General features: G+C 69.0%; 23 protein-coding genes and 1 tRNA gene. 12 read left to right on the plus strand and 12 right to left on the minus strand.

Features of this window, described 5'->3' with window-relative positions; genetic code table 11:
- Window positions 1-19 precede the first annotated feature (19 nt).
- A complete protein-coding gene (locus BBA86_RS03135; RefSeq protein ID WP_065570245.1) occupies window positions 20-1,414 on the plus strand; it encodes an NAD(P)/FAD-dependent oxidoreductase in 1,395 nt (464 codons plus the stop codon).
- An 89-nt stretch (window positions 1,415-1,503) separates the two neighbouring features.
- Window positions 1,504-1,576: transfer RNA gene (locus BBA86_RS03140), tRNA-Leu, on the plus strand.
- Between the two features lie 5 nt (window positions 1,577-1,581).
- On the opposite strand, the gene BBA86_RS03145 is transcribed toward BBA86_RS03140, so the two are convergent.
- Window positions 1,582-2,394 carry a hypothetical protein gene (locus tag BBA86_RS03145; protein WP_065570246.1) on the minus strand — a complete coding sequence of 271 codons (813 nt, stop codon included), beginning with the start codon at window positions 2,392-2,394 and terminating at the stop codon, window positions 1,582-1,584.
- A gap of 111 nt (window positions 2,395-2,505) precedes the next feature.
- Between BBA86_RS03145 and BBA86_RS03150 the strand changes: the two genes are divergently transcribed.
- Genes BBA86_RS03150 through ilvA form a run of 3 tightly spaced genes read left to right on the plus strand, consistent with a single transcriptional unit; the run spans window position 2,506 to window position 5,556 of the window.
- Window positions 2,506-3,072, plus strand: coding sequence for a LemA family protein (locus BBA86_RS03150; RefSeq protein ID WP_065570247.1), 567 nt, complete (start codon window positions 2,506-2,508; stop codon window positions 3,070-3,072).
- Window positions 3,073-3,127: 55 nt separating this feature from the next.
- Complete coding sequence (locus BBA86_RS03155; RefSeq protein WP_065570248.1) at window positions 3,128-4,312, plus strand: AI-2E family transporter; 1,185 nt, start codon at window positions 3,128-3,130, stop codon at window positions 4,310-4,312.
- The gene (gene ilvA / locus BBA86_RS03160; RefSeq protein WP_065570249.1) at window positions 4,309-5,556 is read left to right on the plus strand and encodes a threonine ammonia-lyase; all 1,248 of its coding nucleotides are present in this window, start codon (window positions 4,309-4,311) and stop codon (window positions 5,554-5,556) included. Before BBA86_RS03155 ends, ilvA begins: the two co-directional genes overlap by 4 nt.
- Window positions 5,557-5,575: 19 nt before the next feature.
- Here ilvA and greA read toward each other — a convergent pair whose 3' ends face one another.
- Both greA and BBA86_RS03170 read right to left on the minus strand, forming a co-directional pair.
- Window positions 5,576-6,055, minus strand: coding sequence for a transcription elongation factor GreA (greA, locus tag BBA86_RS03165; RefSeq protein WP_065570250.1), 480 nt, complete (start codon window positions 6,053-6,055; stop codon window positions 5,576-5,578).
- 70 nt (window positions 6,056-6,125) lie between these two features.
- Window positions 6,126-6,530 carry a DUF4307 domain-containing protein gene (locus BBA86_RS03170; protein WP_065570251.1) on the minus strand — a complete coding sequence of 135 codons (405 nt, stop codon included), beginning with the start codon at window positions 6,528-6,530 and terminating at the stop codon, window positions 6,126-6,128.
- Window positions 6,531-6,590: 60 nt separating this feature from the next.
- Here BBA86_RS03170 and BBA86_RS03175 point away from each other — a divergent pair, with 60 nt between their 5' ends.
- Entirely contained in the window at window positions 6,591-6,914 is a 324-nt protein-coding gene (locus BBA86_RS03175) for a hypothetical protein (RefSeq protein ID WP_065570252.1), read from the plus strand.
- Here the strand turns inward: BBA86_RS03175 and trhA are convergent.
- Window positions 6,886-7,590: a PAQR family membrane homeostasis protein TrhA gene (trhA, locus tag BBA86_RS03180; protein WP_065570253.1), complete on the minus strand. Its 705-nt coding sequence runs from the start codon at window positions 7,588-7,590 to the stop codon at window positions 6,886-6,888. The two genes, BBA86_RS03175 and trhA, sit on opposite strands and share 29 nt — an antisense overlap.
- Window positions 7,591-7,709: 119 nt before the next feature.
- On the opposite strand from trhA, the gene BBA86_RS03185 reads away from it, so the two are divergent.
- Together BBA86_RS03185 and BBA86_RS03190 are read left to right on the plus strand one after the other, a co-directional pair.
- Complete coding sequence (locus BBA86_RS03185) at window positions 7,710-8,495, plus strand: isoprenyl transferase (protein WP_065570254.1); 786 nt, start codon at window positions 7,710-7,712, stop codon at window positions 8,493-8,495.
- Window positions 8,496-8,694: 199 nt separating this feature from the next.
- Window positions 8,695-10,050 (plus strand): PhoH family protein, encoded by a 1,356-nt coding sequence (locus BBA86_RS03190; protein WP_065570255.1) that lies wholly within the window; start codon window positions 8,695-8,697, stop codon window positions 10,048-10,050.
- A gap of 60 nt (window positions 10,051-10,110) precedes the next feature.
- Here the strand turns inward: BBA86_RS03190 and BBA86_RS03195 are convergent, their stop codons facing one another.
- The 7 genes from BBA86_RS03195 to xseA are packed head-to-tail and all read right to left on the minus strand — an operon-like array spanning window position 10,111 to window position 15,985.
- On the minus strand, window positions 10,111-10,767 hold the full coding sequence (locus tag BBA86_RS03195; RefSeq protein WP_065570256.1) for a response regulator transcription factor: 657 nt from the start codon (window positions 10,765-10,767) through the stop codon (window positions 10,111-10,113).
- Window positions 10,764-11,744, minus strand: coding sequence for a sensor histidine kinase (locus tag BBA86_RS03200; protein WP_065570257.1), 981 nt, complete (start codon window positions 11,742-11,744; stop codon window positions 10,764-10,766). Before BBA86_RS03200 ends, BBA86_RS03195 begins: the two co-directional genes overlap by 4 nt.
- Window positions 11,745-11,754: 10 nt before the next feature.
- Window positions 11,755-13,152: a class II fumarate hydratase gene (locus BBA86_RS03205; RefSeq protein ID WP_065570258.1), complete on the minus strand. Its 1,398-nt coding sequence runs from the start codon at window positions 13,150-13,152 to the stop codon at window positions 11,755-11,757.
- 47 nt (window positions 13,153-13,199) lie between these two features.
- The gene (locus BBA86_RS03210; RefSeq protein ID WP_065570259.1) at window positions 13,200-13,838 is read right to left on the minus strand and encodes a carbonic anhydrase; all 639 of its coding nucleotides are present in this window, start codon (window positions 13,836-13,838) and stop codon (window positions 13,200-13,202) included.
- A complete protein-coding gene (locus BBA86_RS03215; protein ID WP_065570260.1) occupies window positions 13,835-14,458 on the minus strand; it encodes a DUF4245 family protein in 624 nt (207 codons plus the stop codon). Before BBA86_RS03215 ends, BBA86_RS03210 begins: the two co-directional genes overlap by 4 nt.
- Complete coding sequence (locus tag BBA86_RS03220; RefSeq protein WP_065572159.1) at window positions 14,458-14,679, minus strand: exodeoxyribonuclease VII small subunit; 222 nt, start codon at window positions 14,677-14,679, stop codon at window positions 14,458-14,460. The genes BBA86_RS03215 and BBA86_RS03220 overlap by 1 nt, the downstream gene beginning before the upstream one ends.
- A gap of 10 nt (window positions 14,680-14,689) precedes the next feature.
- Complete coding sequence (gene xseA, locus BBA86_RS03225; RefSeq protein ID WP_411267688.1) at window positions 14,690-15,985, minus strand: exodeoxyribonuclease VII large subunit; 1,296 nt, start codon at window positions 15,983-15,985, stop codon at window positions 14,690-14,692.
- A 79-nt stretch (window positions 15,986-16,064) separates the two neighbouring features.
- Between xseA and BBA86_RS03230 the strand changes: the two genes are divergently transcribed.
- From BBA86_RS03230 to BBA86_RS14750, 3 genes are all read left to right on the plus strand, one after another.
- On the plus strand, window positions 16,065-17,099 hold the full coding sequence (locus tag BBA86_RS03230; RefSeq protein WP_065570261.1) for a 4-hydroxy-3-methylbut-2-enyl diphosphate reductase: 1,035 nt from the start codon (window positions 16,065-16,067) through the stop codon (window positions 17,097-17,099).
- Window positions 17,096-17,620 carry a DUF6264 family protein gene (locus tag BBA86_RS03235; protein ID WP_065570262.1) on the plus strand — a complete coding sequence of 175 codons (525 nt, stop codon included), beginning with the start codon at window positions 17,096-17,098 and terminating at the stop codon, window positions 17,618-17,620. The genes BBA86_RS03230 and BBA86_RS03235 overlap by 4 nt, the downstream gene beginning before the upstream one ends.
- Before the next feature lie 106 nt (window positions 17,621-17,726).
- Window positions 17,727-20,039, plus strand: coding sequence for a peptidoglycan DD-metalloendopeptidase family protein (locus BBA86_RS14750; RefSeq protein WP_317614746.1), 2,313 nt, complete (start codon window positions 17,727-17,729; stop codon window positions 20,037-20,039).
- 54 nt (window positions 20,040-20,093) lie between these two features.
- Here the strand turns inward: BBA86_RS14750 and fbaA are convergent, their stop codons facing one another.
- A complete protein-coding gene (gene fbaA, locus BBA86_RS03250) occupies window positions 20,094-21,125 on the minus strand; it encodes a class II fructose-bisphosphate aldolase (RefSeq protein WP_065570265.1) in 1,032 nt (343 codons plus the stop codon).
- Between the two features lie 183 nt (window positions 21,126-21,308).
- On the opposite strand from fbaA, the gene glpX reads away from it, so the two are divergent.
- Window positions 21,309-22,298, plus strand: coding sequence for a class II fructose-bisphosphatase (glpX, locus tag BBA86_RS03255; protein WP_065570266.1), 990 nt, complete (start codon window positions 21,309-21,311; stop codon window positions 22,296-22,298).
- Window positions 22,299-22,408: the final 110 nt, after the last annotated feature.

A 22,408-nucleotide genomic window follows, 5' to 3' on the forward strand; every position in this document is an offset into this window, starting at 1 on the left:
TCCGACTGTGACTACCACTGTGCCCAAGATCCTGGTCGTCGGAGGCGGCTACGCCGGTTTCTACACGGCGTGGAAGCTCGAGAAGCACCTCCGCAAGGGCGAGGCCGAGGTCACCATCGTCGACCCGCTTCCCTACATGACGTACCAGCCTTTCCTCCCCGAGGTCGCGGCCGGCGAGATCGAGCCCCGCCATGTCGTGGTCGGGCTCCGCCGTCACTTGAAGCGCACCCGAGTCGTGATCGCCAAGGTCACCGGGATCGACCACGCCAACAAGACCGCGACGATCACTCCGGAACTGGGTGAGCCCTGGCAGGAGCAGTACGACCAGATCGTCGTCACCGCCGGTGCCGTGTCGCGAACCTTCCCGATCCCGGGCATCGCCGAGAATGCGATCGGCCTCAAGACGATCGAAGAGGCCGTCGCCATCCGCGACCGCATCCTCACCAACTTCGACCGTGCGGCGACCCTGCCCCCTGGACCCGAGCGCGAGCGCCTCCTGACGGTCGTCGTCGTCGGCGGCGGCTTCGCGGGCATCGAGGTGCTCGCCGAGACACGCGCCTTCGCGAGCGCGCTGCTGAAGGACTACCCCAACATCTCGTTCGACGAGACGCACTTCCACTTGATCGAGGCCATGGGCCGGATCATGCCGGAGGTGTCGCTGAAGACGAGCGAGTGGGTCCTCAAGGACCTCGCCAAGCGAGGCGCGAACGTCCACCTCGACACGCAGGTCAAGGGTGCCGTCGACGGCAAGGTCGAGCTGTCCACGGGCCAGGTCATCCCGACCGACCTGATCATCTGGACCGCCGGCGTCATGGCGAACCCGACTGTCGTGCGCGGCGGCGACCTCCCCGTCGAGGAGCGCGGTCGTCTGCGCGCCCGCGCCGACCTCCGCGTCGGATCCCCGGAGGAGTTCGTCGAGGGTGCCTGGACCGCCGGTGATGTGGCCGCCGTCCCCGACCTCTCCGGCGGCGGCGTCGGTGGGTTCTGCGTCCCGAACGCCCAGCACGCCGTCCGCCAGGGCAAGCTGCTCGCGAAGAACGTCGTGGCTGTGCTTCGCGGTGAGGAGCCCAAGGAGTACTTCCACAAGAACCTCGGCGCCGTGGCCGGTCTCGGCCTGTACAACGGCGTGTTCCAGTCAGGGAAGATCGCCCTCAAGGGCTTCGTCGCCTGGGTCGCGCACCGTGGGTACCACGGTCTCGCGATGCCGACCTTCGAGCGCAAGTTCCGGGTCGTGGGGGACTGGTGGCAGAACTTCTGGCTCGGCCGCGACAACGTGTCGACCGAGACGCTGCAGAACCCGCGCCAGGTCTTCGAGGAGTTCGCGGCGCGCCCGCGTCCGGCCGCTCCGGAGACCCCCCCGATCGACCCGAAGTCGGTCGCCGCGGAGAAGACCGGCAAGGTCGCCGCGAGCTGATCTCATCGCATCGAGCGACCCCCGCGACGGCATCCGCCGGACCGGGGGTCGCTCTGCGTGACCGGCCTGTCGGGATACCCTGGCCGCGGGCCCCCATAGCCCAATGGCAGAGGCAGGCGACTTAAAATCGCTTCAGTCTGGGTTCGAGTCCCAGTGGGGGTACGGACTCACGCCGCGATGATGCTGGGCGGATCGGCATCCCGCCACCGCTCGATCGTCTGCGTCGTCCAGAACACGGCGAACGTCACGAGCGCGACGGTCTCGCCGATGAGCACGCCGTCTCCCTCGGGGTGGATGATCGCCGCGACGACCGTCAGGACGAGGGCGACCACGATGACGATCGAGACGGCGAGATAGATGCGGCGGTAGACGGCCTCCGCGCGCTCGGTCCGGCCGAACACGGTCACCAGGGGAATGGCCGCGAACATCGCGAAGAAGCAGACGGTCGCCACGAGGTGGAGGTTCACGCGGCCGGCGAAGGGGAACGACTCCGACACCCCCGGGGCGAAGGCGAGCACCCCGAGTGCGGCGGACGCGAGGCCCGCGGTGCTCCCGACGATCACGACCCGGCGCCACGCCACCTCGCCACGGATTGCGAGGATGACGGCGAGCAGGACGAGGGCCGCGACCATCACGAGGTAGACGGCCACCCCGTTTCGGACCGTCGGGAGGACGTCGTCCGGCACGAACGGTCTGCCCCGGTAGCCGGTCGGGATGATCGCGATGAGGGGCGCGAACACGGCGGCGACGTCGAGCAGGATGGACTCCGCGTCGCGCCCGGAGAGCGCGAACAGTGACACCGAGGCCGCCGTCAGCCCGCCGACGAAGACGCCGCGGGCGGGGGAGTAGAAGTAGTCGCTGATGGACGGGAGCGGAACCCAGCCGTCGTGGGCGAGCTGGATGAGGACGGATGCCGCGATCGCCACCACGATCCCGACCAGGGCGAGCCGGAGAGAACGATGCGTGCGCAGACCCGTCACACAGCGACCCTACAAGTCGCGCCGCGTGTGCAACGTCTGGGAAGAGGCGTCCTCGGGCCGCACACGCGGCATCCGCGTCGTTAGGATGAGGAGGTTATCGATCGGAGATCCATGGAATACCTCATCCCGGTCCTGGTGGTCCTCGCCCTCATCGTCATCGTCGGCGTCTACCTCTGGGCCACGTACAACTCCCTCGTCGCCCTGGCGGTGCGCGTGGATGAGGCGTGGAGCGACATCACCGTGCAGCTCAAGCGTCGCGCCGACCTCCTGCCGAACCTCATCGAGACGGTCAAGGGCTACGCCGCCCATGAGAAGGCGGTCTTCGAGAACGTCACGCACGCCCGCGCCGAGACGCTCACCGCGTCGACGCCCGCTGATGCGGGCGTCGCAGAAGGCCACATGCAGCAAGCGCTGAAGTCGCTGTTCGCCGTCGCCGAGGCGTATCCGCAGCTGCAGGCGAGCCAGAACTTCCTCCAGTTGCAGCAGGCTGTGGTCGACACCGAGGACAAGATCCAGGCTTCACGACGGTTCTACAACGGCGGGGTGCGGGAGCTGAACACGAAGATCAAGGTGTTCCCCAACAACCTCTTCGCGCGGCGACTCGGATTCGGGGAGCGGGAGTTCTTCGAGGTCGTGGACGGTGCAGCGATCGCCGAACCCCCGCGGATCCAGTTCTGACCCGCGACCAGCCGGGCGGACGCCCCCTCCGGGAGCCGAGTTCTAGGATGGGCCAGTGAGCGGTACCGACGACAAGCCCCGGAGCGGGTTCTTCGATTCTCTCCGCGCCCGGACAGTCTCCACCGACGTCTCGGGCACGGTTCCGCGCGGCCTGAAGATCGCGACCGCCTACGCCTGGCGTTTCCTCGTCCTGGCGGCGGCGGTCGCCGTTCTCGTGTGGATCGTGATCCAGCTGCGGCTCCTGATCATCCCGCTGCTCGCGGCGATCCTGGTGACGGCTCTCGTCTGGCCGCTCTTCTCCCTCCTTCTGCGGCGCCTGCCGCGGTGGCTGTCGCTCATCATCACCCTGCTCCTGACCATCTCGGTCATCGCGGGACTGCTCTGGGTGGCGATCTGGCAGATCACGCGCGACGCGGCATCCGTTCGGGATCGTACCGTCGCCGGCATCGGCGAGTTCCGCGACTTCCTCATCGAGGGTCCGCTGCACCTGACGGGCGGCCAGATCGACGACGCCGTCCGCCAGGGGTTCGGCATGATCCAGGAACAAGCGCAGCTGCTGTGGTCCGGCGCGCTCGCGATCGGGTCGACCCTCGGACACGTGGGCACCGGCATCCTGCTGACCCTGTTCATCCTCATCTGCGTCCTCGCCGACGGCGCGGGCATCTGGCGCTGGGTGGTGCGGCTGTTCCCGACCCGTGCCCGGGCCGCGGTCGACGGCGCGGGGCGGGCGGGATGGCGCACGGTCATCACCTACGCCCGGACGCAGCTGCTCGTCGCCACGATCGATGCGATCGGCATCGGGGTCGGGGCGGCGCTCCTGGGCGTCCCCCTCGCCGCGCCCATCGGCGTCCTCGTCTTCCTCGGCGCCTTCGTCCCCTTCGTTGGGGCCGTGCTGACGGGCGCTCTCGCCGTCTTCCTCGCCCTCGTGTACAACGGACCGTGGATCGCGCTCTGGATGCTGGTGATCGTTCTGGGCGTTCAGCAGGTCGAGGGCCACATCCTCCAGCCGCTCCTCATGGGTGCGGCGGTGAAGGTGCATCCGCTCGCCGTCGTCCTCGCCGTCGCGGGTGGTGCGATGGTGGCGGGTATCGCGGGCGCTGTGTTCGCCGTCCCGCTGGCGGCGTTCGTCAATGTCGTGTGGCTCTACCTCTCGAGGAGAGGATGGGAGCGCCCCGTGGATCCCGGACCCGACGACCTCATCTGGAGCACCGTGCCGCGAAGCAGGAGGACGACCGCGTGAGCGAACAGACGGGCATCGCCGCCCCGACCCTGGCGGAGTTCGAGACCGCGGCCACGGAGCTCGCCGGCGTCGTATCGCGAACACCCGTGGAGGACTCGGAGTTCCTCTCGGGTGTCCTCGGTGCGCCGGTCCACCTGAAACTGGAGAACCTCCAGCGCACGGGCTCGTTCAAGATCCGAGGCGCGACGTACCGCCTGTCCCGCTTGACGGAGGAGGAGCGCTCACGCGGCGTCGTAGCCGCGTCGGCCGGCAACCACGCGCAGGGCGTCGCGCTCGGCGCACAGACCCTCGGCATCCCCGCGACGATCTTCATGCCGCTCGGTGTGCCGGTTCCCAAGCTCCTCGCGACGCGAGGATACGGCGCCGATGTGATCCTCGAGGGCGCGACCGTCGAGACCCCGCTCCGGCTCGCACAGGAGTTCGCCGAGCGCACGGGGGCGGTCTTCATCCCGCCCTACGACAACCACGACATCATCATCGGCCAGGGCACACTCGGGCTGGAGCTGATGGACGAGATCCCCGGCCTCGAGACCGTCGTCGTCGGGATCGGCGGGGGAGGCCTCGCTGCCGGCGTGGCCGCGGCCGTCAAGGCCCGCGCCGCCGCGGAGGGACGCACGATCCGCGTGATCGGCGTGCAGGCCGCGAACTCCGCCGGGTATCCGGGCTCCCTCGTCGCGGGTCGCCCCATCGATGCCGAGCACGTGTCGCCGACGATCGCCGACGGGATCGCCGTCAAACGTCCGGGCACGATCCCGTTCGACATCATCCGGGACCTCGTCGACGAGGTCGTCACGGTGACCGACGATGACATCGCACGCGCCATCCTCGTCCTCATCGAACGGGCGAAGCAGGTCGTCGAACCCGCCGGTGCCGTCGGCGTCGCCGCGATCCTCACCGGCAAGATCGTCGCGTCGGGTCCCACCGCAGCGATCCTCTCGGGCGGCAACATCGACCCGCTGCTGCTGCAGCGCGTCGTCGCGCACGGGCTCGCGGCATCCGGTCGCTACATGACCATCCAGGTGCCGTTGCCCGACCGTCCGGGACAGCTCGCCCGTGTGTCCGAGCTCCTGTCGGTGGTGGGAGCGAACGTCATCGAGGTCCTGCACACGAGGCACGGTCAGGGGCTGCAGATCAGCGAGGTGATCCTGCAACTGAGCGTCGAGACACGCGGCGAGGAGCACCGTGCTCAGGTTCTCGCGATTCTGCAGGACGCCGGCTACGCTCCGACGGTCGTCCCCAACTGAGCGAGCCGGCGCCGGCTCGTCATTGACCCGAGTAGGTCTCCACCTTGACGATCTCGACGGAGATCTCCTTGCCGTTGGGCGCGGTGTAGCTCGTCTTCTCACCCTCGCGCAGGCCCATGATGGCCTCGCCGAGGGGGGACGCTTCGCTGTAGACGTCGAGTTCGCTGTTGGCACCGATCTCGCGGTTGCCGAGCAGGAAGACCTCTTCGCCGCCGGCGACGACGGCGGTGACGACTGTGCCCGACTGGACCGTGCCGTCGGACTCGGGCGCGATGCCGACCTTGGCGTCCTTCAGGAGCTGCTGAAGAGTGCGAATGCGTGCTTCCTGCTTGCCCTGCTCGTCCTTCGCCGCGTGGTAGCCGCCGTTCTCCTTGAGGTCGCCCTCCTCGCGCGCGGCTTCGATGCGCTTGGCGATCTCCTCGCGGCCCGTCGTCGAGAGCTCTTCGAGCTCGGCGGCGAGGCGGTCGTAGGCCTCCTGGGTCAGGAACGTCTCGGACACGTGATCTCCCGGTGCGGTCGAGGGTAAGCCAAACGCCCCGGCAAGTCACCGGGGCGCGAGAACCCTCAGCTTAGAGGATCCAGCAGGAGCGGACAAAACCGGTCGTCGCCTCGGCGGTCGTCGGGATCCGCTCCGTGAGGCTGCGGGTGTGGTCGTCCGAGGACGCCAACTCGACGACCTTGAAGCCGACGATCCCGTGATCCGGATCCTGAGCCTCGAGCGCGCACGCGACCTTCGTATCGGGCCGCATGGATACCTGGAAGCGGACCTCGACGGTGTGCTGGTCCACGACGGAGAAGCCGGTCGAGTCGGCGTCGACCGAGTCGATCGCATTCGACACGGTCGACCACCCCAGCAGCCCGGTGGCAGCCACGGCGATGAGCCCCACGATCACCCAGGTCATGCGTCGCGACGCCGTCGACCGCGTGCGTCCGTACCGCTCCGCGAGCTTTCGATCGACGTCGGTCAGGGTCATGCGGCATCCGTTCTAGGCTGGGATCCCAGGCTATTCGCTCTGGCTGAGGAATGAGGTCACATGCCGGATCTGCGATGGCTCGCCGCCATCCCGTCACCCACCCCGACGGGACCGTCCCCCACACCCACGGGACCGCCGGCTGAGTCGGTGACGCCCGGCGTCGCCGGCTTCATCGCGATCGCCGTCGTGGCGATCGTGATCGTCCTCCTCGCGATCGACATGTTGCGCCGCATCCGTCGCGCGCAGTACCGGACGGACGTCAACGAGATGCTCGATGCCGAGGAGGCGGCCGCCCGGGGCGATCGATCCGCGGACGACGACGGTGGGGACGACGGCACGAGCCGTCAGAGCGACGTCAACCCGGAAGGCCCAACGAGGGGCTGAGCGGAGAGAGCGAGATCAGCAGACACGCGGCCCAGTGGCACAGGAACGCCAGGACCGTGCAGACGTGGAAGATCTCGTGGAAGCCGAAATGCCCCGGCCACGGGTTCGGGCGCTTGAGGGCGTAGACGATCGCGCCGCCCGTGTACAGCAGACCACCGGCGATCACGAGCACCATCATGGCCATGCTCGCCCGCAGCAGATCGCCGAGGTACATCACGGCGGCCCAGCCGAGGAGCAGGTACAGGGCGACGTAGAGCCAGCGCGGCGCGTTGATCCAGAAGACGCGGAAGAGGATGCCGAGCAGGGCGCCCGACCACACCAGGACCAGCAGCAAGGTCCCCTGAGGGGGAGTGAGCGCCAGCGTGGCGATCGGCGTGTAGGTCCCGGCGATGAGCAGCAGGATGTTGGCGTGGTCGATGCGCTTGAGGACGATCTTGGTCCGCGGGCCCCAATCGAAGCGGTGATACAGCGCGGAGTTGCCGAACAGCAGCAGTGACGTCGCCATGAACACGGCAGCGGCCCACTTGGCGGGAGCGCCCTGCGCCAGAGTGATCAGCACGATCCCTGCGGCGACGGCCACGGGGAACGTTCCGGCATGGATCCACCCGCGCCACGTCGGACGCAGCTCGACCTGATCGTCGACTGCTGCCGCTTCGAGGAGGGGCAGTTGGGGCATCTCGGCCCCGTCGTCGGAAAGGTGTCGGGTCACGTTCCCGAGCCTACGCGCGCCGCCATACCGAGCGCTGAATACGGCCTCATCCCGCTCCCCGCGCGCGGTCGGAGTAGCGTATCCCTGTGACCCGCGCATCCTCGACTCAAGGCCGCGGGCTGCTCTACCGCCTGTACAGCTCGAGGCTCCGACGGGAGATCGAGGCGGGGACGGTACCGCATCACGTGGCGATGATGATCGACGGCAATCGCCGGTGGGCGAGGCAGCTCGGGTTCACGACGGTCTCCCACGGCCACCGCGCGGGCGCCGCGAAGATGCACGAGTTCCTGCGGTGGTGCGACGAGCTCGGCATTCAGGTCGTGTCGCTCTACCTGCTGTCCACCGACAACCTCGTCAAGCGCGATTCGCAGGAACTCACCGACCTCATCGAGATCATCGCCGATCTCGCCGAGACCCTCTCGCAGGAACCCGGCTGGCGGGTTCAGCACGTCGGCCGCGCCGAGATCCTGCCGCCCGACCTCGCTGCGGGGCTTCGGACCGCAGAGGAGCGGACGCGCGAGAACACGGGTCTCCACGTCAACCTCGCGGTCGGCTACGGCGGCCGAGGTGAGATCGTCGACGCGGTTCGCAGCATCATCGCGAAGCACAACGAGAAGGGCGGGTCGCTGACCGAGCTCGCGGAGAGTCTCACTCCCGAGCAGATCGGCGAGCACCTCTACACGGGCGGGCAGCCGGATCCCGACCTCGTAATCCGGACCTCGGGGGAGCAGCGCTTGAGCGACTTCCTGTTGTGGCAGTCGGCGCACAGCGAGTTCTACTTCGTCGAAGCCCTCGGGCCCGACCTCCGCGAGGTGGATTTCCTCCGCGCGATCCGAGACTTCGGCGACCGGGACCGACGTTTCGGCGGATGAGGGGTCTGCTCCCGTGCTGACGCGGAGAGTTCACGCGTCGGACACATCCGGCGGCGTGTCGCGACCGTGCAGTGTCGCCGGGCGACCCTAGGTTCATCCCAACGGGCAAAGCGCCTGTTCGAGTCGGCCTCTCACGACTCGTGACCCCTGGTCGACTCGTGACTGCCGGGTGGGTTCCCACCCGGGGCGGGAGTGGGTTGTGGCCACACGAGCACCTGAGAAGCAGCGTCACCAGCACGAGTCCGGGGAGGCGGCTCAGGACCAGGAACTCCGCACGTACGTGCTGGACACCTCCGTCCTTCTGAGCGATCCGCGCGCGCTGTTCCGGTTCGCCGAGCATTCCGTCGTGCTGCCGGTCGTCGTCATCACGGAACTGGAGCGCAAGCGTCACGACCCCGAGATCGGTTACTTCGCCCGTCAGGCCCTGCGCCACCTCGATGAACTGCGCGTCGAGCACGGCCGGCTGGACTTCCCGGTCCCCGTCGGCGCCGACGGCACCCTGCGTGTCGAGCTGACGAACACCGACCCGACCGTGCTGCCGGCGGGGATGCGACTCGGTGACAACGACACCCGCATCCTGTCCGTCGCGATGCACCTGAGCCAGGACGGTCAGGCCGTCACGGTCGTCTCGAAGGACCTGCCGATGCGCGTGAAGGCCGCCTCCCTCGGCCTGCACGCCGAGGAGTACCTCGCCGAGCAGGCCGTCGACTCGGGATGGACGGGGATCGCATCGATCGACCTGTCCGGCGACGAGGTCAGCGACCTCTACGACAGCGAGGTCGGCGTCAGCGAGGACGTGCGCGGCCTCCCGATCAACACGGGTCTCGTCATCCATTCGGAGCGCGGGTCGGCGCTCGGCCGTGTCACCGGCGACGGGTCGTACAAGCTCGTCCGCGGCGACCGCGACGTCTTCGGTCTCCACGGCCGGTCGGCCGAGCAGCGCATCGCCATCGATCTGCTGCTCGACCCCGAGGTCGGGATCGTGTCCCTCGGTGGGCGCGCGGGCACGGGAAAATCGGCCCTCGCACTCTGCGCGGGGCTCCAGTCGGTACTCGAGCACCAGCAGCAGAAGAAGATCATCGTCTTCCGCCCCTTGTTCGCCGTCGGTGGTCAGGAGCTCGGCTACCTCCCGGGGGATCAGCAGGAGAAGATGAACCCGTGGGGTCAGGCGGTTTTCGACACCCTCGGTTCGGTGGTGACGGGCAACGTCCTGGAGGAGGTCGTGGCGCGCGGCATGCTCGAGGTCATGCCGCTCACCCACATCCGCGGGCGTTCCCTCCACGATGCGTTCGTCATCGTGGACGAGGCCCAGTCGCTCGAGCGGAATGTCCTCCTCACGGTCCTGAGCCGCATCGGGCAGAACTCCCGTGTCGTCCTGACCCACGACGTCGGTCAGCGCGACAACCTACGGGTCGGGCGCCATGACGGCATCGCGTCCGTCATCGAAACCCTCAAGGGACACGATCTGTTCGGCCATGTGACGCTCGTGCGGTCCGAGCGTTCGGCGATCGCGGCGCTCGTGACAGACCTGCTGGAGGCCGGTGAACTCAGCTGAAACGGTCTCCGATGCGGGACACCCCCGGCCGCACGGCCGAGGGTGTCCCGCATCACCGGGTCATTCCCAGAGGTAGCCTTCGCCGCGCACGGTCACGATGTGGTCCGCGCCGAGCTTGGCCCTCAGATACCGGACGTAGACGTCCACGACGTTGGATCCCGGGTCGAAGTCCAATCCCCACACGCGGCTCAGGAGCACCTCGCGGGTGAGCACGTCGCCCGCATTCCGGACGAATTGCTCAGCCAATGCGAACTCGCGGCTCGAGAGCTCCACCTCTCGACCGGCCACAGTCGCTCGACGCGCCAGGATGTCGAGGGTCACATCGCCCCGAGTGAGAGACGTGGGAGCGTTCGCGGCACTGTCGCGCAAGCGTGATCGCACGCGCGCCATGAGCTCCGCCACTGCGAACGGCTTCGGCACGTAGTCGCTCGCCCCGGCATCCAGTCCTTCGATCGTGTCGTGGGTTCCGCTGCGCGCCGTGAGCATGATGACGGGCGTCGTCTGACCTGCCCCGCGGAGCTGACGAAGGACATCGAAGCCGTCCATCGTCGGCAGACCGACGTCGAGCACGATCAGGTCGATGTCGCCGGCGAGGGCGACCTCGAGCGCGTCCGGGCCGTCGTCGACACCCACTGCTTCGTAGCCCTCGGCGTGGACCGCGCGCGAGACGAGCGAGACGATGTGCGGTTCGTCGTCGACGATCAGGATGCGTGTCATTCGGTGGCCTCTCGCTGCAGCAGCACGTCGCCGGCGCGGATCGGGGACGGCAGCGCCCCCCGCGTGCCGATAGGTATCTCCAGGGTGAACGTAGCACCGCCGCCCGGCGTGTCCGCCACGGTGCAGTGACCGCCATGCGCTTTGGCGATGGCATCGACGATCGCGAGTCCGAGACCGGAGCCGCCGATGTGGCGCTTGCCGGCGCCACGGTCGAAGCGGCGGAAGATCCGGTGGCGGACGGCGGGAGGGATGCCGGGGCCGTGATCGCGGACCCAGAGTTGGGCACCGGCCGCATTGACCGCGCTTCCGATCTCGATCGCCGTCCCCGCCGGCGAATACTTCGCGGCGTTGTCCGCAAGCGCCACCCACGCCTGGAGGAGGCGATCCCCGTCCGCACGGACCACGGCGTCGGCCGACTGCTCGACCTGCCAGGCGTGATCTCCGATCACGCCCACCATCTCGAAGACCCGTTGCGTGAGCGCCGCGAGGTCCACGTCTCCACGGGAGAGCCGTCCGCCTTCGACCGCTGCGAGGACGTCGATGTCGCCGATCAACCGCGTCATCCGATCGAGCTCCGCGATCCCGAGGGCGCGGATCGCCTCGACGTCGGCGGAGTCGGCGGCATCCATCATCTCCAGGTGACCTCGGACGATGGTGATCGGCGTCTTCAGTTCATGCCGGACGTCGTCGAGCAGCCGCTGCTGGGTCTCGAAGGCACCCTCGACGGAGTCGGTCGTCGTCGCCGCAGCGAGACTCCGTCGCTCCAACACGGCCCAGCCCACGACGCCGATCCCCGCGAGCGCCGGCACAGCCGCGACGATCCACGCCAGCGCTGTCCAGCCCGCCGCCGCCGGTGCGACGAGCAGAACCACGACGAACGCCGCCGCACCCACGCCGACGAGGCCCGCTGCGGCGACGGCGAGAAATATCCCGAGCCCCGGCGTGCCCCGTCGCGGTGGTGCGGCGGCGCTGTTCACGCTCCGATTATCAACCCGGGTGCGTCATCGAGAGGAGATCGAGCTTCTCATCGAGCTGCTGCTCGGTGAGCTCGCCCCGCTCGACGTACCCGAGGTCGATGACGGCGTCGCGGACGGTGATGCCCTTGGCGACCGAATGCTTCGCGATCTTCGCGGCGGCTTCGTACCCGATGAGCTTGTTGAGCGGCGTCACGATCGACGGCGACATACCGGCGTACGCGGCTGCGCGCTCCACGTTCGCCTCGAGACCGGACACGGTCTTGTCCGCGAGGACGCGCATCGCGTTGGAGAGCAGACGGATCGACTCGAGCAGCGCCGTGCCCATGACGGGGATCGCGACGTTCAGCTCGAAGGAACCGGATGCCCCGGCCCAGGCGACCGTCGCATCGTTGCCGATGACGCGGGCCGCGACCATGAGGGTGGCCTCGGGGACGACCGGGTTCACCTTGCCCGGCATGATCGAGGAGCCGGGCTGAAGGTCGGGGATGTGCAGCTCGCCGAGACCCGTGTTGGGGCCCGAGCCCATCCAGCGGATGTCGTTGTTGATCTTGGTGAGCGACACGGCGATGGTGCGGAGGGCTCCGGAAGCCTCGACGAGGCCGTCGCGGTTCGCCTGAGCCTCGAAGTGGTCTTTCGCCTCGGTGATGGGCAGTTCCGTCTCCGCCGCGAGCAGCTCGATGACCTTCTGCGGGAAGCCGAGCGGCGTGTTGATGCCCGTGCCGACGGCGGTGCCGCCGAGGGGGACCTCCCCGACGCGGGGGAGGACGGACTGGACGCGCTCGATGCCGAGGCGCATCTGCCGGGCGTAGCCGCCGAACTCCTGACCGAGGGTCACCGGGGTGGCGTCCATCAGGTGGGTGCGTCCGCTCTTGACGACGCTCTTCCACTCCTCGGCCTTCTCCTCGAGCGCCACAGCGAGGTGGTCCAGGGCGGGGATGAGGTCGTCGATGAGGGCCTGCGTCACCGCGATGTGCACCGACGTCGGGAAGACGTCATTCGACGACTGCGAGGCGTTGACGTGGTCGTTGGGGTGCACGGGGCCGCCGAGCTTGCGCGTCGCGAGCGTCGCGAGGACCTCGTTCATGTTCATGTTCGACGACGTGCCCGAGCCGGTCTGGTAGGTGTCGACGGGGAAGTGCTCGTCGTACGCCCCGCTGACGACCTCGTCAGCAGCCCAGGCGATGGCGTCGGCGATCGCGCCGTCGAGGGTGCCGAGCTCCTTGTTGGCGAGTGCGGCAGCCTTCTTGATGCGCGCCAGCGCCGCGATCTGCGTCGATTCGAGGCCCGACCCGGAGATGGGGAAGTTCTCCACCGCTCGCTGGGTCTGCGCGGCGTAGAGCGCGTCCTTCGGAACGCGCACCTCGCCCATCGTGTCGTGCTCGATGCGGTACTCGGTCTCATCGGTCATGGTCGTTCACGTCCTCGTTTCGCGTGGGTGCGGTGGAAAGGGAGGGGTCAGCCGGCTTCGCCGACGACCACGTCGGGTACGGCGGTTCCGTCGGCCAGGCGGTAGTTCGCCCCGACGACGGCGAGGCGGCCTTCCGCGACGGCCTCGCTGATGAGTTCGGAGGAGTGGAGGATGCCGGCGATCGTGTCGCGCAGATGCTCGCGTCCGACCTCCTCCGCGTCGACGGTGGCGGCGGTCGTTCCCGGGGCGGCCTTCAGCACGCGCCGGACGGCGGGCACGATCGGCGCCACCTGGCGCCAGATGCCCGCCGGGAGAGCCGGCGCATCCGGGGAGGTGGATTCGATCGCGGCACGCACCGCGCCGCACTCGTCGTGCCCCAGGACCACGATGAGGGGCACGCCCAGAACGGCGACGGCGTACTCCAGGCTGCCGACCACGGAGTCCGAGATGACCTGTCCGGCATTGCGGATGACGAACAGGTCGCCCAAGCCTTCATCGAAGATGATCTCCGCGGCCAAGCGCGAGTCCGAACACCCGAACAGCGCTGCGGTCGGTCGCTGGACGTGCGCGAGTTCGTGCCGGCGCTCGGCATCCTGACGCGGGTGCTGGGGTTCTCCGGCGACGAATCGACGGTTGCCGGCCAGCATCGAGGACCACACGTCGGACGGGGTCGGGTTCGCGCTCATCGCGCCTCCTCTCGCAGGGTGCGGATCTGGTCGCCGAGGCTCTCGGCGACCGTCGTGGCGGCTGCGCGATCGGTGGACTCGGACACGCCGATGATGACCGAGTCGGAGCCGATGGTGGTGGACAGGGCGTAGTCGATCTTCTGGGCCGGGCTCGGGAGCTCGTAGACGTCCCACTCGATCGCGTCGATCGTCGTCGTGCCGGTCGGCGCGAATCCGCCCAGCTCGCGGGACACCCAGCCCTCGGGGGCATTGAAGGACTGCGTGACCTCGACGTAGCCGCGCGCGGGGGCATAGACGATCCGCCACTCACCGCCCTCGACGAGTGCCGAGTTCGAGCGCCAGCTCTCCGGGACCTCGGGGATCACGACGCCGTGTCCTGCGGCTTTCTCGGCCTGCACGGCTGCTGCGGCGACGTCGACTTCCGGGATGTCCGCGGGCGTCCCGCGGGGGACGCCGAGGTAGACGACCGCGACGATCCCGAGGCACACGATGAGGGCTGCGATGAGGTTCCGGAACGTCTTGCTCGACCGGTAGCGCTCCGACGACGCCGCTTTGCGAGCCGCGGTCTCCGCGGCCGTCTCGGGTCGTCCCAGTTCGGCGACGATGCGCTGCCGCGCCATCAGGACACGGCCTCGCCGTCGGGTCGCGCGTCATCGAGCCGGCGCTTGGCTCCGAGGAGCCACTCCTCGCAGCGGGCGGCCAGCGCTTCGCCGCGGGTCCAGAGGGAAAGCGACTCCTCGAGGGTGGGCGACCCCTGTTCCAGCTTCGCGACGACCTGCACGAGCTCATCGCGGGCCTGTTCGAAGGAGAGGGCCGACACGTCCCCGGCGTCGCTCGTCATGTTCTCCATCCTAGGTCGCGGAGCCCGACGCATCCGTCTCCGCCACCTCACCGGCGGACCGTGCGGCGAACGATCCCCGGCCGACCGTCACCACGACGTCCGTGCCGGCAGGTACCTGCTGCGCATCGCGGACGATGCCTCCGCCGGGGAGGTGCGCGATGGCGTACCCGCGGTCGAGGGTCGCGCCGGGGGAGAGGGCGCGCAGGGAAGCACGCAGCTCCGCCGTCGTGCGGGCCGCGGCATCCCATCGTCTGGACATCACGTCGCGACCGCGCGACGAGAGCGCGACGACCTCCTGCGCACGGCTCGTGAGCATCGATTCCGGGTCTCGCAGCACGGGACGCGACCGCAGTTGCGCGAGTGCGGCGATGTCGTGCGCGACGCGCTGTGTGAGGCGTGTCCGCGCCCGGCTGCGCAGCTGCTGCACCAGAGCCCGCTGCTCCGACACGTCCGGGACGACGCGCTTGGCGGCGTCGGTGGGCGTCGACGCCCGCAGGTCGGCGACGTCATCGAGGAGGGGGTGGTCGTTCTCGTGCCCGATTGCCGAGACGACGGGAGTGGATGCCGCGGCCACCGCGCGGAGCAGTCTCTCGTCGCTGAACCCCAGGAGGGTCTGGGGGTCGCCGCCGCCCCGCGCCACGATGATGACGTCGACCTCGGGGTCCGCATCGAGGGCTCGAAGCGCCGCGAGGGTCTCGGGGACGCAGCGGTCGCCCTGGACCGCGGCGTGGATCGTGCGGAAGCGCACGTGCGGCCAGCGCAGCTCGGCGTTGCGGTGGACGTCCTTCTCGGCGTCGCTGCGTTCACCCGTGATGAGGCCGATCACGTGGGGGAGGAAGGGCAGCGGCTTCTTGCGTTCCGGCGCGAACAGGCCCTCGGCCCGTAGGGTCGCTCGAAGGCGCTCGAGCCGTTCGAGCTGATCGCCGAGGCCGACGTGGCGCATGGCGGACACCGTGAAGCTGAAATCGCCGGTCTTCGTGAAGTAGTCCGCCTTGACGCACGCGATCACCCGGTCGCCGACCTTCAAGTCGCCGGGCGTGCGCTGCAGCGTCGAGGACCACATGCGGAAGGAGAGCATGCCGTCGCCCCCGGCATCCTTCAGCCGCCCGAAGACGTGACCGCCGCGGAGGTTCCACGCGGTGATCTCGCCCTCGACCCACACCGAACCCCACTTCTGCACGAAGTCGCGAATGGTCTCATTGAGTCGCGAGACCGACGTGGGCGTTTCGGGGGAGGACTCCCGCGGGTGCACCGCATCCGGTGGGGGGACGGCCCCCGCCTCGGTCTGGAAAGTGGTCACGGACATCCATCTTGGTCTACACGTCCCCCACCCAGCCGGGGGTTCGTACAATCGAGGGGTGACCTCACCAGCCGTTTCGCTGCCGATGCCCCGTATCCCGGGAGCCCGCGGGCGGCTCGTCGACCTTCCCGTCCAGGGCGACAAGCGCGTCCTCCTCGCCGCCCCCCGGGGGTACTGCGCCGGCGTCGACCGCGCCGTCATCGCCGTCGAGAAGGCGCTGGAGCGCTACGGCGCGCCGGTCTACGTGCGCAAGCAGATCGTCCACAACATCCACGTCGTGACCGAGCTCGAGTCCCTCGGGGCGATCTTCGTCGACGAGGTCGACGAAGTCCCCGAAGGCGCGCACGTCGTCTTCAGCGCGCACGGCGTCTCGCCTGCCGTCGTGAACGCTGCGGCGGATCGCGGTCTGCAGGCCATCGACGCGACCTGCCCCCTCGTGACCAAGGTCCACCGCGAGGCCGTCCGGTTCGCCCGCGATGATTTCGAGATCCTCCTCATCGGACACGACGGCCACGAGGAGGTCGAGGGGACCGCCGGCGAGGCGCCCGAGCACGTGACCATCGTGAACTCTCCTGAGGACGCCGACACCGTCGTGGTGAAGGACCCCGACAAAGTCGTCTGGCTGTCGCAGACGACGCTGTCGGTCGACGAGACGATGGACACCGTCCGGCGCCTCCGCGAGCGCTTCCCGAATCTCCAGGACCCGCCCTCCGACGACATCTGCTACGCGACGCAGAACCGTCAGGTCGCGATCAAGAAGGTCGCGCAGGATGCCGATCTCGTCATCGTCGTGGGCTCTGCCAACTCGTCGAACAGCGTCCGTCTCGTCGAAGTCGCGCTCGAGTACGGCGCGAAGGCTGCCTACCGCGTCGACTACTCCCACGAGATCAAGCAGGAATGGCTCGACGGCGTGGAGACCGTGGGTGTCACCTCCGGCGCGTCGGTCCCCGAGGTCCTCGTGACCGAGGTGCTCGAAGACCTGGCCGGCGCGGGGTACCGCGACGTCGCCGAGGTCAAGACCGCAGAAGAGGACCTCATGTTCTCCCTGCCGAAGGAACTGCGGCAGGACCTCGAGGGCCGCCGCGACGAGCGCGCTCTCGGGGGGCGGAACCGCTCGTGAGTGACGAGCCCCGACCGCGACCGCAGTACGGGGAGTACGCGACGCCCGAGGAACAGCGGGCAGCGATCAAGCAACCCGCGCCCGAATCGGTGGCACCCGTTGAGCCGCCGCATCCGCCGACCGCCGCAGCGACCACCGTTGCGGCGCGCCCGACGCGGACGGCGGACCGCGTGATCACTCTCGCACTGCTCATGTACGGGCTGATCACGGTGATCAGCGCGATCCCGCAGTTGGTCGACTTCACCGAGTTCGCGAAGACGTGGATGACGGTGGCCGGCGTGGAGGGCGAGTTCACCAACACCGCGCAGGGCGCTGTGTGGGGCGGTATCGCGGCGACGGTGTTCGCTGTCGGATGGCTTGCGACCGCAGGGTTCGCCTGGTGGTCGCTCGCCCGCCGCAGGCTCAGCTGGTGGATTCCGCTCGTCGGGGCGATCGTGACGTTCGTGGTCGTCAGCGTGTGCCTCGTCGTGCCGCTGTTCGGCGATGAGGCGCTCATGCGGGGGTTCGCGGTCGCCGGCTGACAGCAGCCCGACCGTCTCCGCGCAAGCGGTTGAGTCACAATCCTCTGACCTGGTATTTTCAACCTATTGCGGGTGCTTCCTCGCGTGTTCGATTCGGGAGGAAACCGTGCGCCGCACATCGCCCCGGAGGCTCGCCTCCTTCGCCGTCGTCGCAGCGGCGACTCTCGCGTTGCTCGTGTCCGGGCCGAACGCCGCGTCCGCCGCATCCGTGCGCGCCCCGGCCGCGTCCCCGCCGCCGACGCCGGCCGCGACGCGCACACCGACGCCCACTCCGACCCCGGCGCGGTCCTTCACCTCGGCGCCGCGGCCGACCGTCACGGGGACTCTGCGGGTGGGCAGCACGGTGAGCGCCGCAGCCGGCACCTGGGCTCCGACGGCGACGCTCCGGCACCAGTGGCGACTCGACGGCGGCGCCGTGGCCGGTGCTACCTCCCGCACGTTCGCGCTCCCGTCCGCTTCGCTCGGCAAGCGTGTCACCGTCACGGTGACCGCGACGCGGAGCGGCTACCGGACGACGAGCACGACATCGGCCGCATCGGCGACCGTGGTACGAGGAACGCTCAAGCGGGGAAGCCTCACGGTCTCAGGCGCTCCCACGGTCGGCTCGACCCTGACGGCGTCGGCACCGGGTTTCGGGCCCGCGCCCGTGTCGTTCGCGTGGCAGTGGCTGCGGGACGGGAAAGCGATCGCGGGAGCGACGCGCCACACCTACGCCCCGACGACCGCGGATCTCGACAGGAAACTCACCGTCCGTGTCTCGCTCACGAAGGCGGGATACACCGGTGTCGCTCTCACCTCCGCGGGTGTCACGGTCGGTCGGGCCTTCACTTCGGCGCCGACCCCGTCGATCTCGGGGACCGTCTCCGTAGGATCGACCGTCAAGGTCGCCTCCGCGGCCTGGAAGCCGACTCCCGCGACCATCACTTACCAGTGGCTCCGCGCCGGCAAGGCGATCCCGGGAGCCACCGGCTCCTCGTACAAGATCGTCGCCGCGGACGCCGGGGGCGCACTGTCGGTCCGTGTCAGCGCTGCGAAGGGCGGGTACACCACCGTCTCTCGCACGAGTGCAGGCGTTGCGGTGCCTCGGGTGCTCACCGTGCCCAGCGCAGTGACGATCTCCGGTACCGGCACTGTGGGTGAGACGCTCACCGCCGTCCCCGGCACCTGGGGGCCGGGATCCGTGGCCTTCTCGTATCAGTGGCTCCGCGGCGGCACTCCTCTTGCCGGGGCGACGGCTCGGACCTACCGTCCCGTAGCCGCCGACGCCGGGAAGGTCGTCTCGGTTCGCATCACGGGCGCGCGATCCGGCTACACAACGGTGCAACGGACGTCGGCGGGGACGCCCGTCTTCGCGGCGTTCACCGCTGCCCCGACTCCGACGGTCAGCGGATCGCTGAAGGCCGGGAGTGTCCTGACCGTGCAGACGGGGCAATGGCAGCCGTCCTCTGCGACGCTTCGCGTGCAGTGGCGCGTCGACGGCGGTGCGGTCACCGGAGCGACGGGCGTCAGCTGGCGGGTGCCGACCTGGGCGGCGGGCCGCTCGGTCACCGTGTCGGTCACGGCGAGCAAGAAGGACTACCGGACCGTGACGAAGACCTCGGCCGCGAAGAAGATCTCCTGGTCGCTCGGAGACACCATCACGCCGGGAACGACGCTCCGTACCGGCGTGCAGGTCACCTCACCCGACGGGCGATACGCCTTCAAGATGCTGGGCGACGGCAACGTGGCCGTGACTCGCGGCTACGCCCTCGTCCGAACGGCCAAGACGACGGGCACCCTCGACGGGACGCTGGTGTTCACCGGCGACGGCGAGCTCATGCTCGTGGATGAGGACGACGTCGCGCTGTGGTCCTCGAAGTCCGCAGGCCTCGGAGCGACCGCTCTGCGGCTCGGGAACGACGGCATCGTCCGCTTGGTGGACGGCGAGGGCAAGGATGTCTGGACCAGTTTGCGGATGCCGGTGGTCTCCGATGCCACCGTCGCCGGATCGTCCGTGCCGGGACGCTACGGCTGGGCGTACCCGTTGCGCCCGAATGGCTCGTTCACGACGTACTCGGGTCACAGCGGCGACGACATCGCCGCCCCGACGGGGACGCCGGTCTACGCGATGCGCGGCGGGACCGTGTCTGTTCGCGAAGTCTGGATCACGTCGGGATGCCCGTCGTGGGCGCCGAACAAGTCGAAGCAGAAAGAGGTCGTCGTCACCTCGACGGTCGACGGCACCAAGATCGTCCAGGTGTACGCCCACCTCAGCGCGTTCTCGGTGAGAACCGGTCAGACCGTCTCCGCCGGTCAGCGCATCGGGTCGGTCGGTTCGACGGGCTGCTCCACGGGGCCCCACCTGCACACCGCCTTCACGGTGGACGGGGTGAGGTACGCGCTCTATCCGCGCGACGTCCTCGGGACCGCATCGTACTGACGCCTACGACGAAGCCCCGGTCCTCGCGGACCGGGGCTTCGTCGTAGGAGGACGTTAGACGCCGAGCGACTTGCCGGCCGATCCGAGCTGCTGCGTGGCAGCGACGACCCGCTGAGCCATCGCGGACTCCGCGACCTTGCCCCAGGCGCGCGGGTCGTACTGCTTCTTGTTGCCCACTTCGCCGTCGAGCTTCAGGACGCCCTCGTAGTTGGCGAGCATGAAGCCGGCCACGGAGCGAGTGAACGCGTACTGCGTGTCGGTGTCGATGTTCATCTTCACGACGCCGTTCGCGACTGCGGTGGCGATTTCCTCGTCGGACGAGCCGCTGCCGCCGTGGAAGACCAGGTCGAGGGGCTTGGGACCGGTGCCGAAGTGTGCGGCGATGCCCTCCTGGATCTCACCCAGGAGCTCGGGGCGGAGCTTGACGCCGCCCGGCTTGTAGACGCCGTGGACGTTGCCGAAGGTAAGGGCGGAGATGTACCGGCCGTTCTCGCCGAGGCCGAGAGCCTCAACGGCCTTCGTGACATCGGCCACGGTCGTGTAGAGGGCGTCGTTCGAGCCCTCGTGCTGGACGCCGTCCTCTTCGCCGCCGACCACGCCGACCTCGATCTCGAGGATGGCGTTGATGTTCTTCATGCGGGGGAGGAGATCCCGTGCGATCTCGATGTTCTCGTCCAGGGGAACGGCCGAGCCGTCCCACATGTGGGACTGGAAGATCGGGTTGCGGCCGGCCTTGACCTCGGCCTCGGAGGCCTCGATGAGCGGCAGCACGAAGCCGGGGAGCGCGTCCTTGGGGCAGTGATCGGTGTGGAGGGCGACCGTAATCGGGTAGTTCTTGGCGACCTCGGTGACGTACTTCGCGAACGCCAGGGCGCCGGTGGCGCGGCCCTTGACCGTGTGCCCTGCGAAGTAGTCGGCGCCGCCGGTGGTCACCTGCAGGATGCCGTCGGAGCCGGCCTCGGTCAGGCCCTGGAGGACGGCGTTGATGGTCTGCGAGCTCGAGACGTTGATCGCGGGGTAGGCGAAGCCGCCTGCCTTCGCGCGGTCCAGCATGTCGGCGTACTGGTCGGGTGTGGCGACGGGCATGTCAGCTCCTCGGAGAAGTCGGTGATTCGCTGCAACTCTATCGAAGGGATGCCGCGCTCTCCCGAGCGGGCTTCCGCCAGGAGAAGGTGCCCTCCCTTCCGGATTCGAAAGATTCCGCATTCCTTCGCCCGGACGAGGCGAGAAACACGTGGTCTACGGCGACGACGGTCCTAGGCTGAGCCCATGGTGAGCCTGACTGCCGACATGAGTCCTCTGCACCCCGACCGGAACCTCGCGCTGGAGCTCGTCCGCGCGACCGAGGCGGCGGCGATCCGCTCGGTGCCCTTCATCGGCCGGGGGAAGAAGGAGCTCGCCGACGGGGCAGCTGTCGACGCGATGCGCGCCTTCCTCACGACGGTGAACTTCGACGGCGTCATCGTCATCGGCGAGGGGGAGAAGGACAACGCGCCGATGCTGTTCAACGGCGAACGCGTCGGCACCGGCCGAGGACCGCAGTGCGACATCGCCGTCGACCCCATCGACGGCACGACGCTGACGGCTGAGGGGCGCAACAACGCGCTCTCGGTCATCGCCGTCGCCGACCGCGGCGCGATGCTGGACGCCTCGACCGTGTTCTACATGGACAAGATCGTGACGGGACCCGCCGGCGTCGGAGTCGTCGACATCCGGCTTCCGATCGCCGAGAACATCCACCGTCTCGCCAAGGCGCTCGACAAGCCCGTCGATGAGCTCGTCGTATCGGTGCTGAATCGCCCTCGGCATGCGCAGCTCATCGACGAGATCCGGGATGCCGGGGCCGGGACCCGGCTCATGAGCGACGGCGACGTCGCCGGCGGCATCAACGCGGCACGCCACAACGCTCGTACCGACATGTGCGTGGGCATCGGCGGCAGTCCCGAGGGCATCGTGACCGCGTGCGCCATCAAGGCGCTGGGTGGGCACATCCAGGGGCGACTCTGGGCCCGCGATGACGACGAGAAGCAGCGTGGGATCGACGCGGGGCTGAAGCTCGACGATCACGTGTACGAGGCGGACGATCTCGTGCGCGGGAACAACACGCTCTTCGTGGCGACGGGCGTCACCAACGGCGAACTCGTCGGGGGCGTGCGCCGGGTCGGCGACTTCGTCTACACCGAGAGCGTCGTTCTCCGCGGAGCCTCGGGAACGCTGCGCCGGATCTCGTCGGAACACCTCACTTCCAAGTGGCTCTGACGCCGGTGTGCAGCTGACGCGTCGCGCCGTCGGACACGCGCGCGGAGCGTCAACCCAGGATCACGGACGACCCCTCTGGCACAATGGGCCGTGGTGTCAGCGGTCCCCGG

The sequence above is a fragment of the Microbacterium oleivorans genome, assembly GCF_001691565.1.
GTDB classification, from domain to species: Bacteria; Actinomycetota; Actinomycetes; order Actinomycetales; family Microbacteriaceae; genus Microbacterium; species Microbacterium oleivorans_B.

Coding starts and splice junctions, on each gene's coding strand:
- BBA86_RS03220 (WP_065572159.1), bottom strand. CDS start 14,679: ATGACGAGCGACGCCGGGGACGTGTCGGCCCTCTCCTTCGAACAGGCC.
- BBA86_RS03205 (WP_065570258.1), bottom strand. CDS start 13,152: ATGACCGATGAGACCGAGTACCGCATCGAGCACGACACGATGGGCGAG.
- BBA86_RS03230 (WP_065570261.1), top strand. CDS start 16,065: ATGCCCCGTATCCCGGGAGCCCGCGGGCGGCTCGTCGACCTTCCCGTC.
- trhA (WP_065570253.1), bottom strand. CDS start 7,590: ATGCCCCAACTGCCCCTCCTCGAAGCGGCAGCAGTCGACGATCAGGTC.
- BBA86_RS03170 (WP_065570251.1), bottom strand. CDS start 6,530: ATGACCCTGACCGACGTCGATCGAAAGCTCGCGGAGCGGTACGGACGC.
- BBA86_RS03175 (WP_065570252.1), top strand. CDS start 6,591: ATGCCGGATCTGCGATGGCTCGCCGCCATCCCGTCACCCACCCCGACG.
- xseA (WP_411267688.1), bottom strand. CDS start 15,985: ATGTCCGTGACCACTTTCCAGACCGAGGCGGGGGCCGTCCCCCCACCG.
- glpX (WP_065570266.1), top strand. CDS start 21,309: ATGGTGAGCCTGACTGCCGACATGAGTCCTCTGCACCCCGACCGGAAC.
- BBA86_RS03210 (WP_065570259.1), bottom strand. CDS start 13,838: ATGAGCGCGAACCCGACCCCGTCCGACGTGTGGTCCTCGATGCTGGCC.
- BBA86_RS03195 (WP_065570256.1), bottom strand. CDS start 10,767: ATGACACGCATCCTGATCGTCGACGACGAACCGCACATCGTCTCGCTC.
- BBA86_RS03215 (WP_065570260.1), bottom strand. CDS start 14,458: ATGGCGCGGCAGCGCATCGTCGCCGAACTGGGACGACCCGAGACGGCC.
- fbaA (WP_065570265.1), bottom strand. CDS start 21,125: ATGCCCGTCGCCACACCCGACCAGTACGCCGACATGCTGGACCGCGCG.
- BBA86_RS03150 (WP_065570247.1), top strand. CDS start 2,506: ATGGAATACCTCATCCCGGTCCTGGTGGTCCTCGCCCTCATCGTCATC.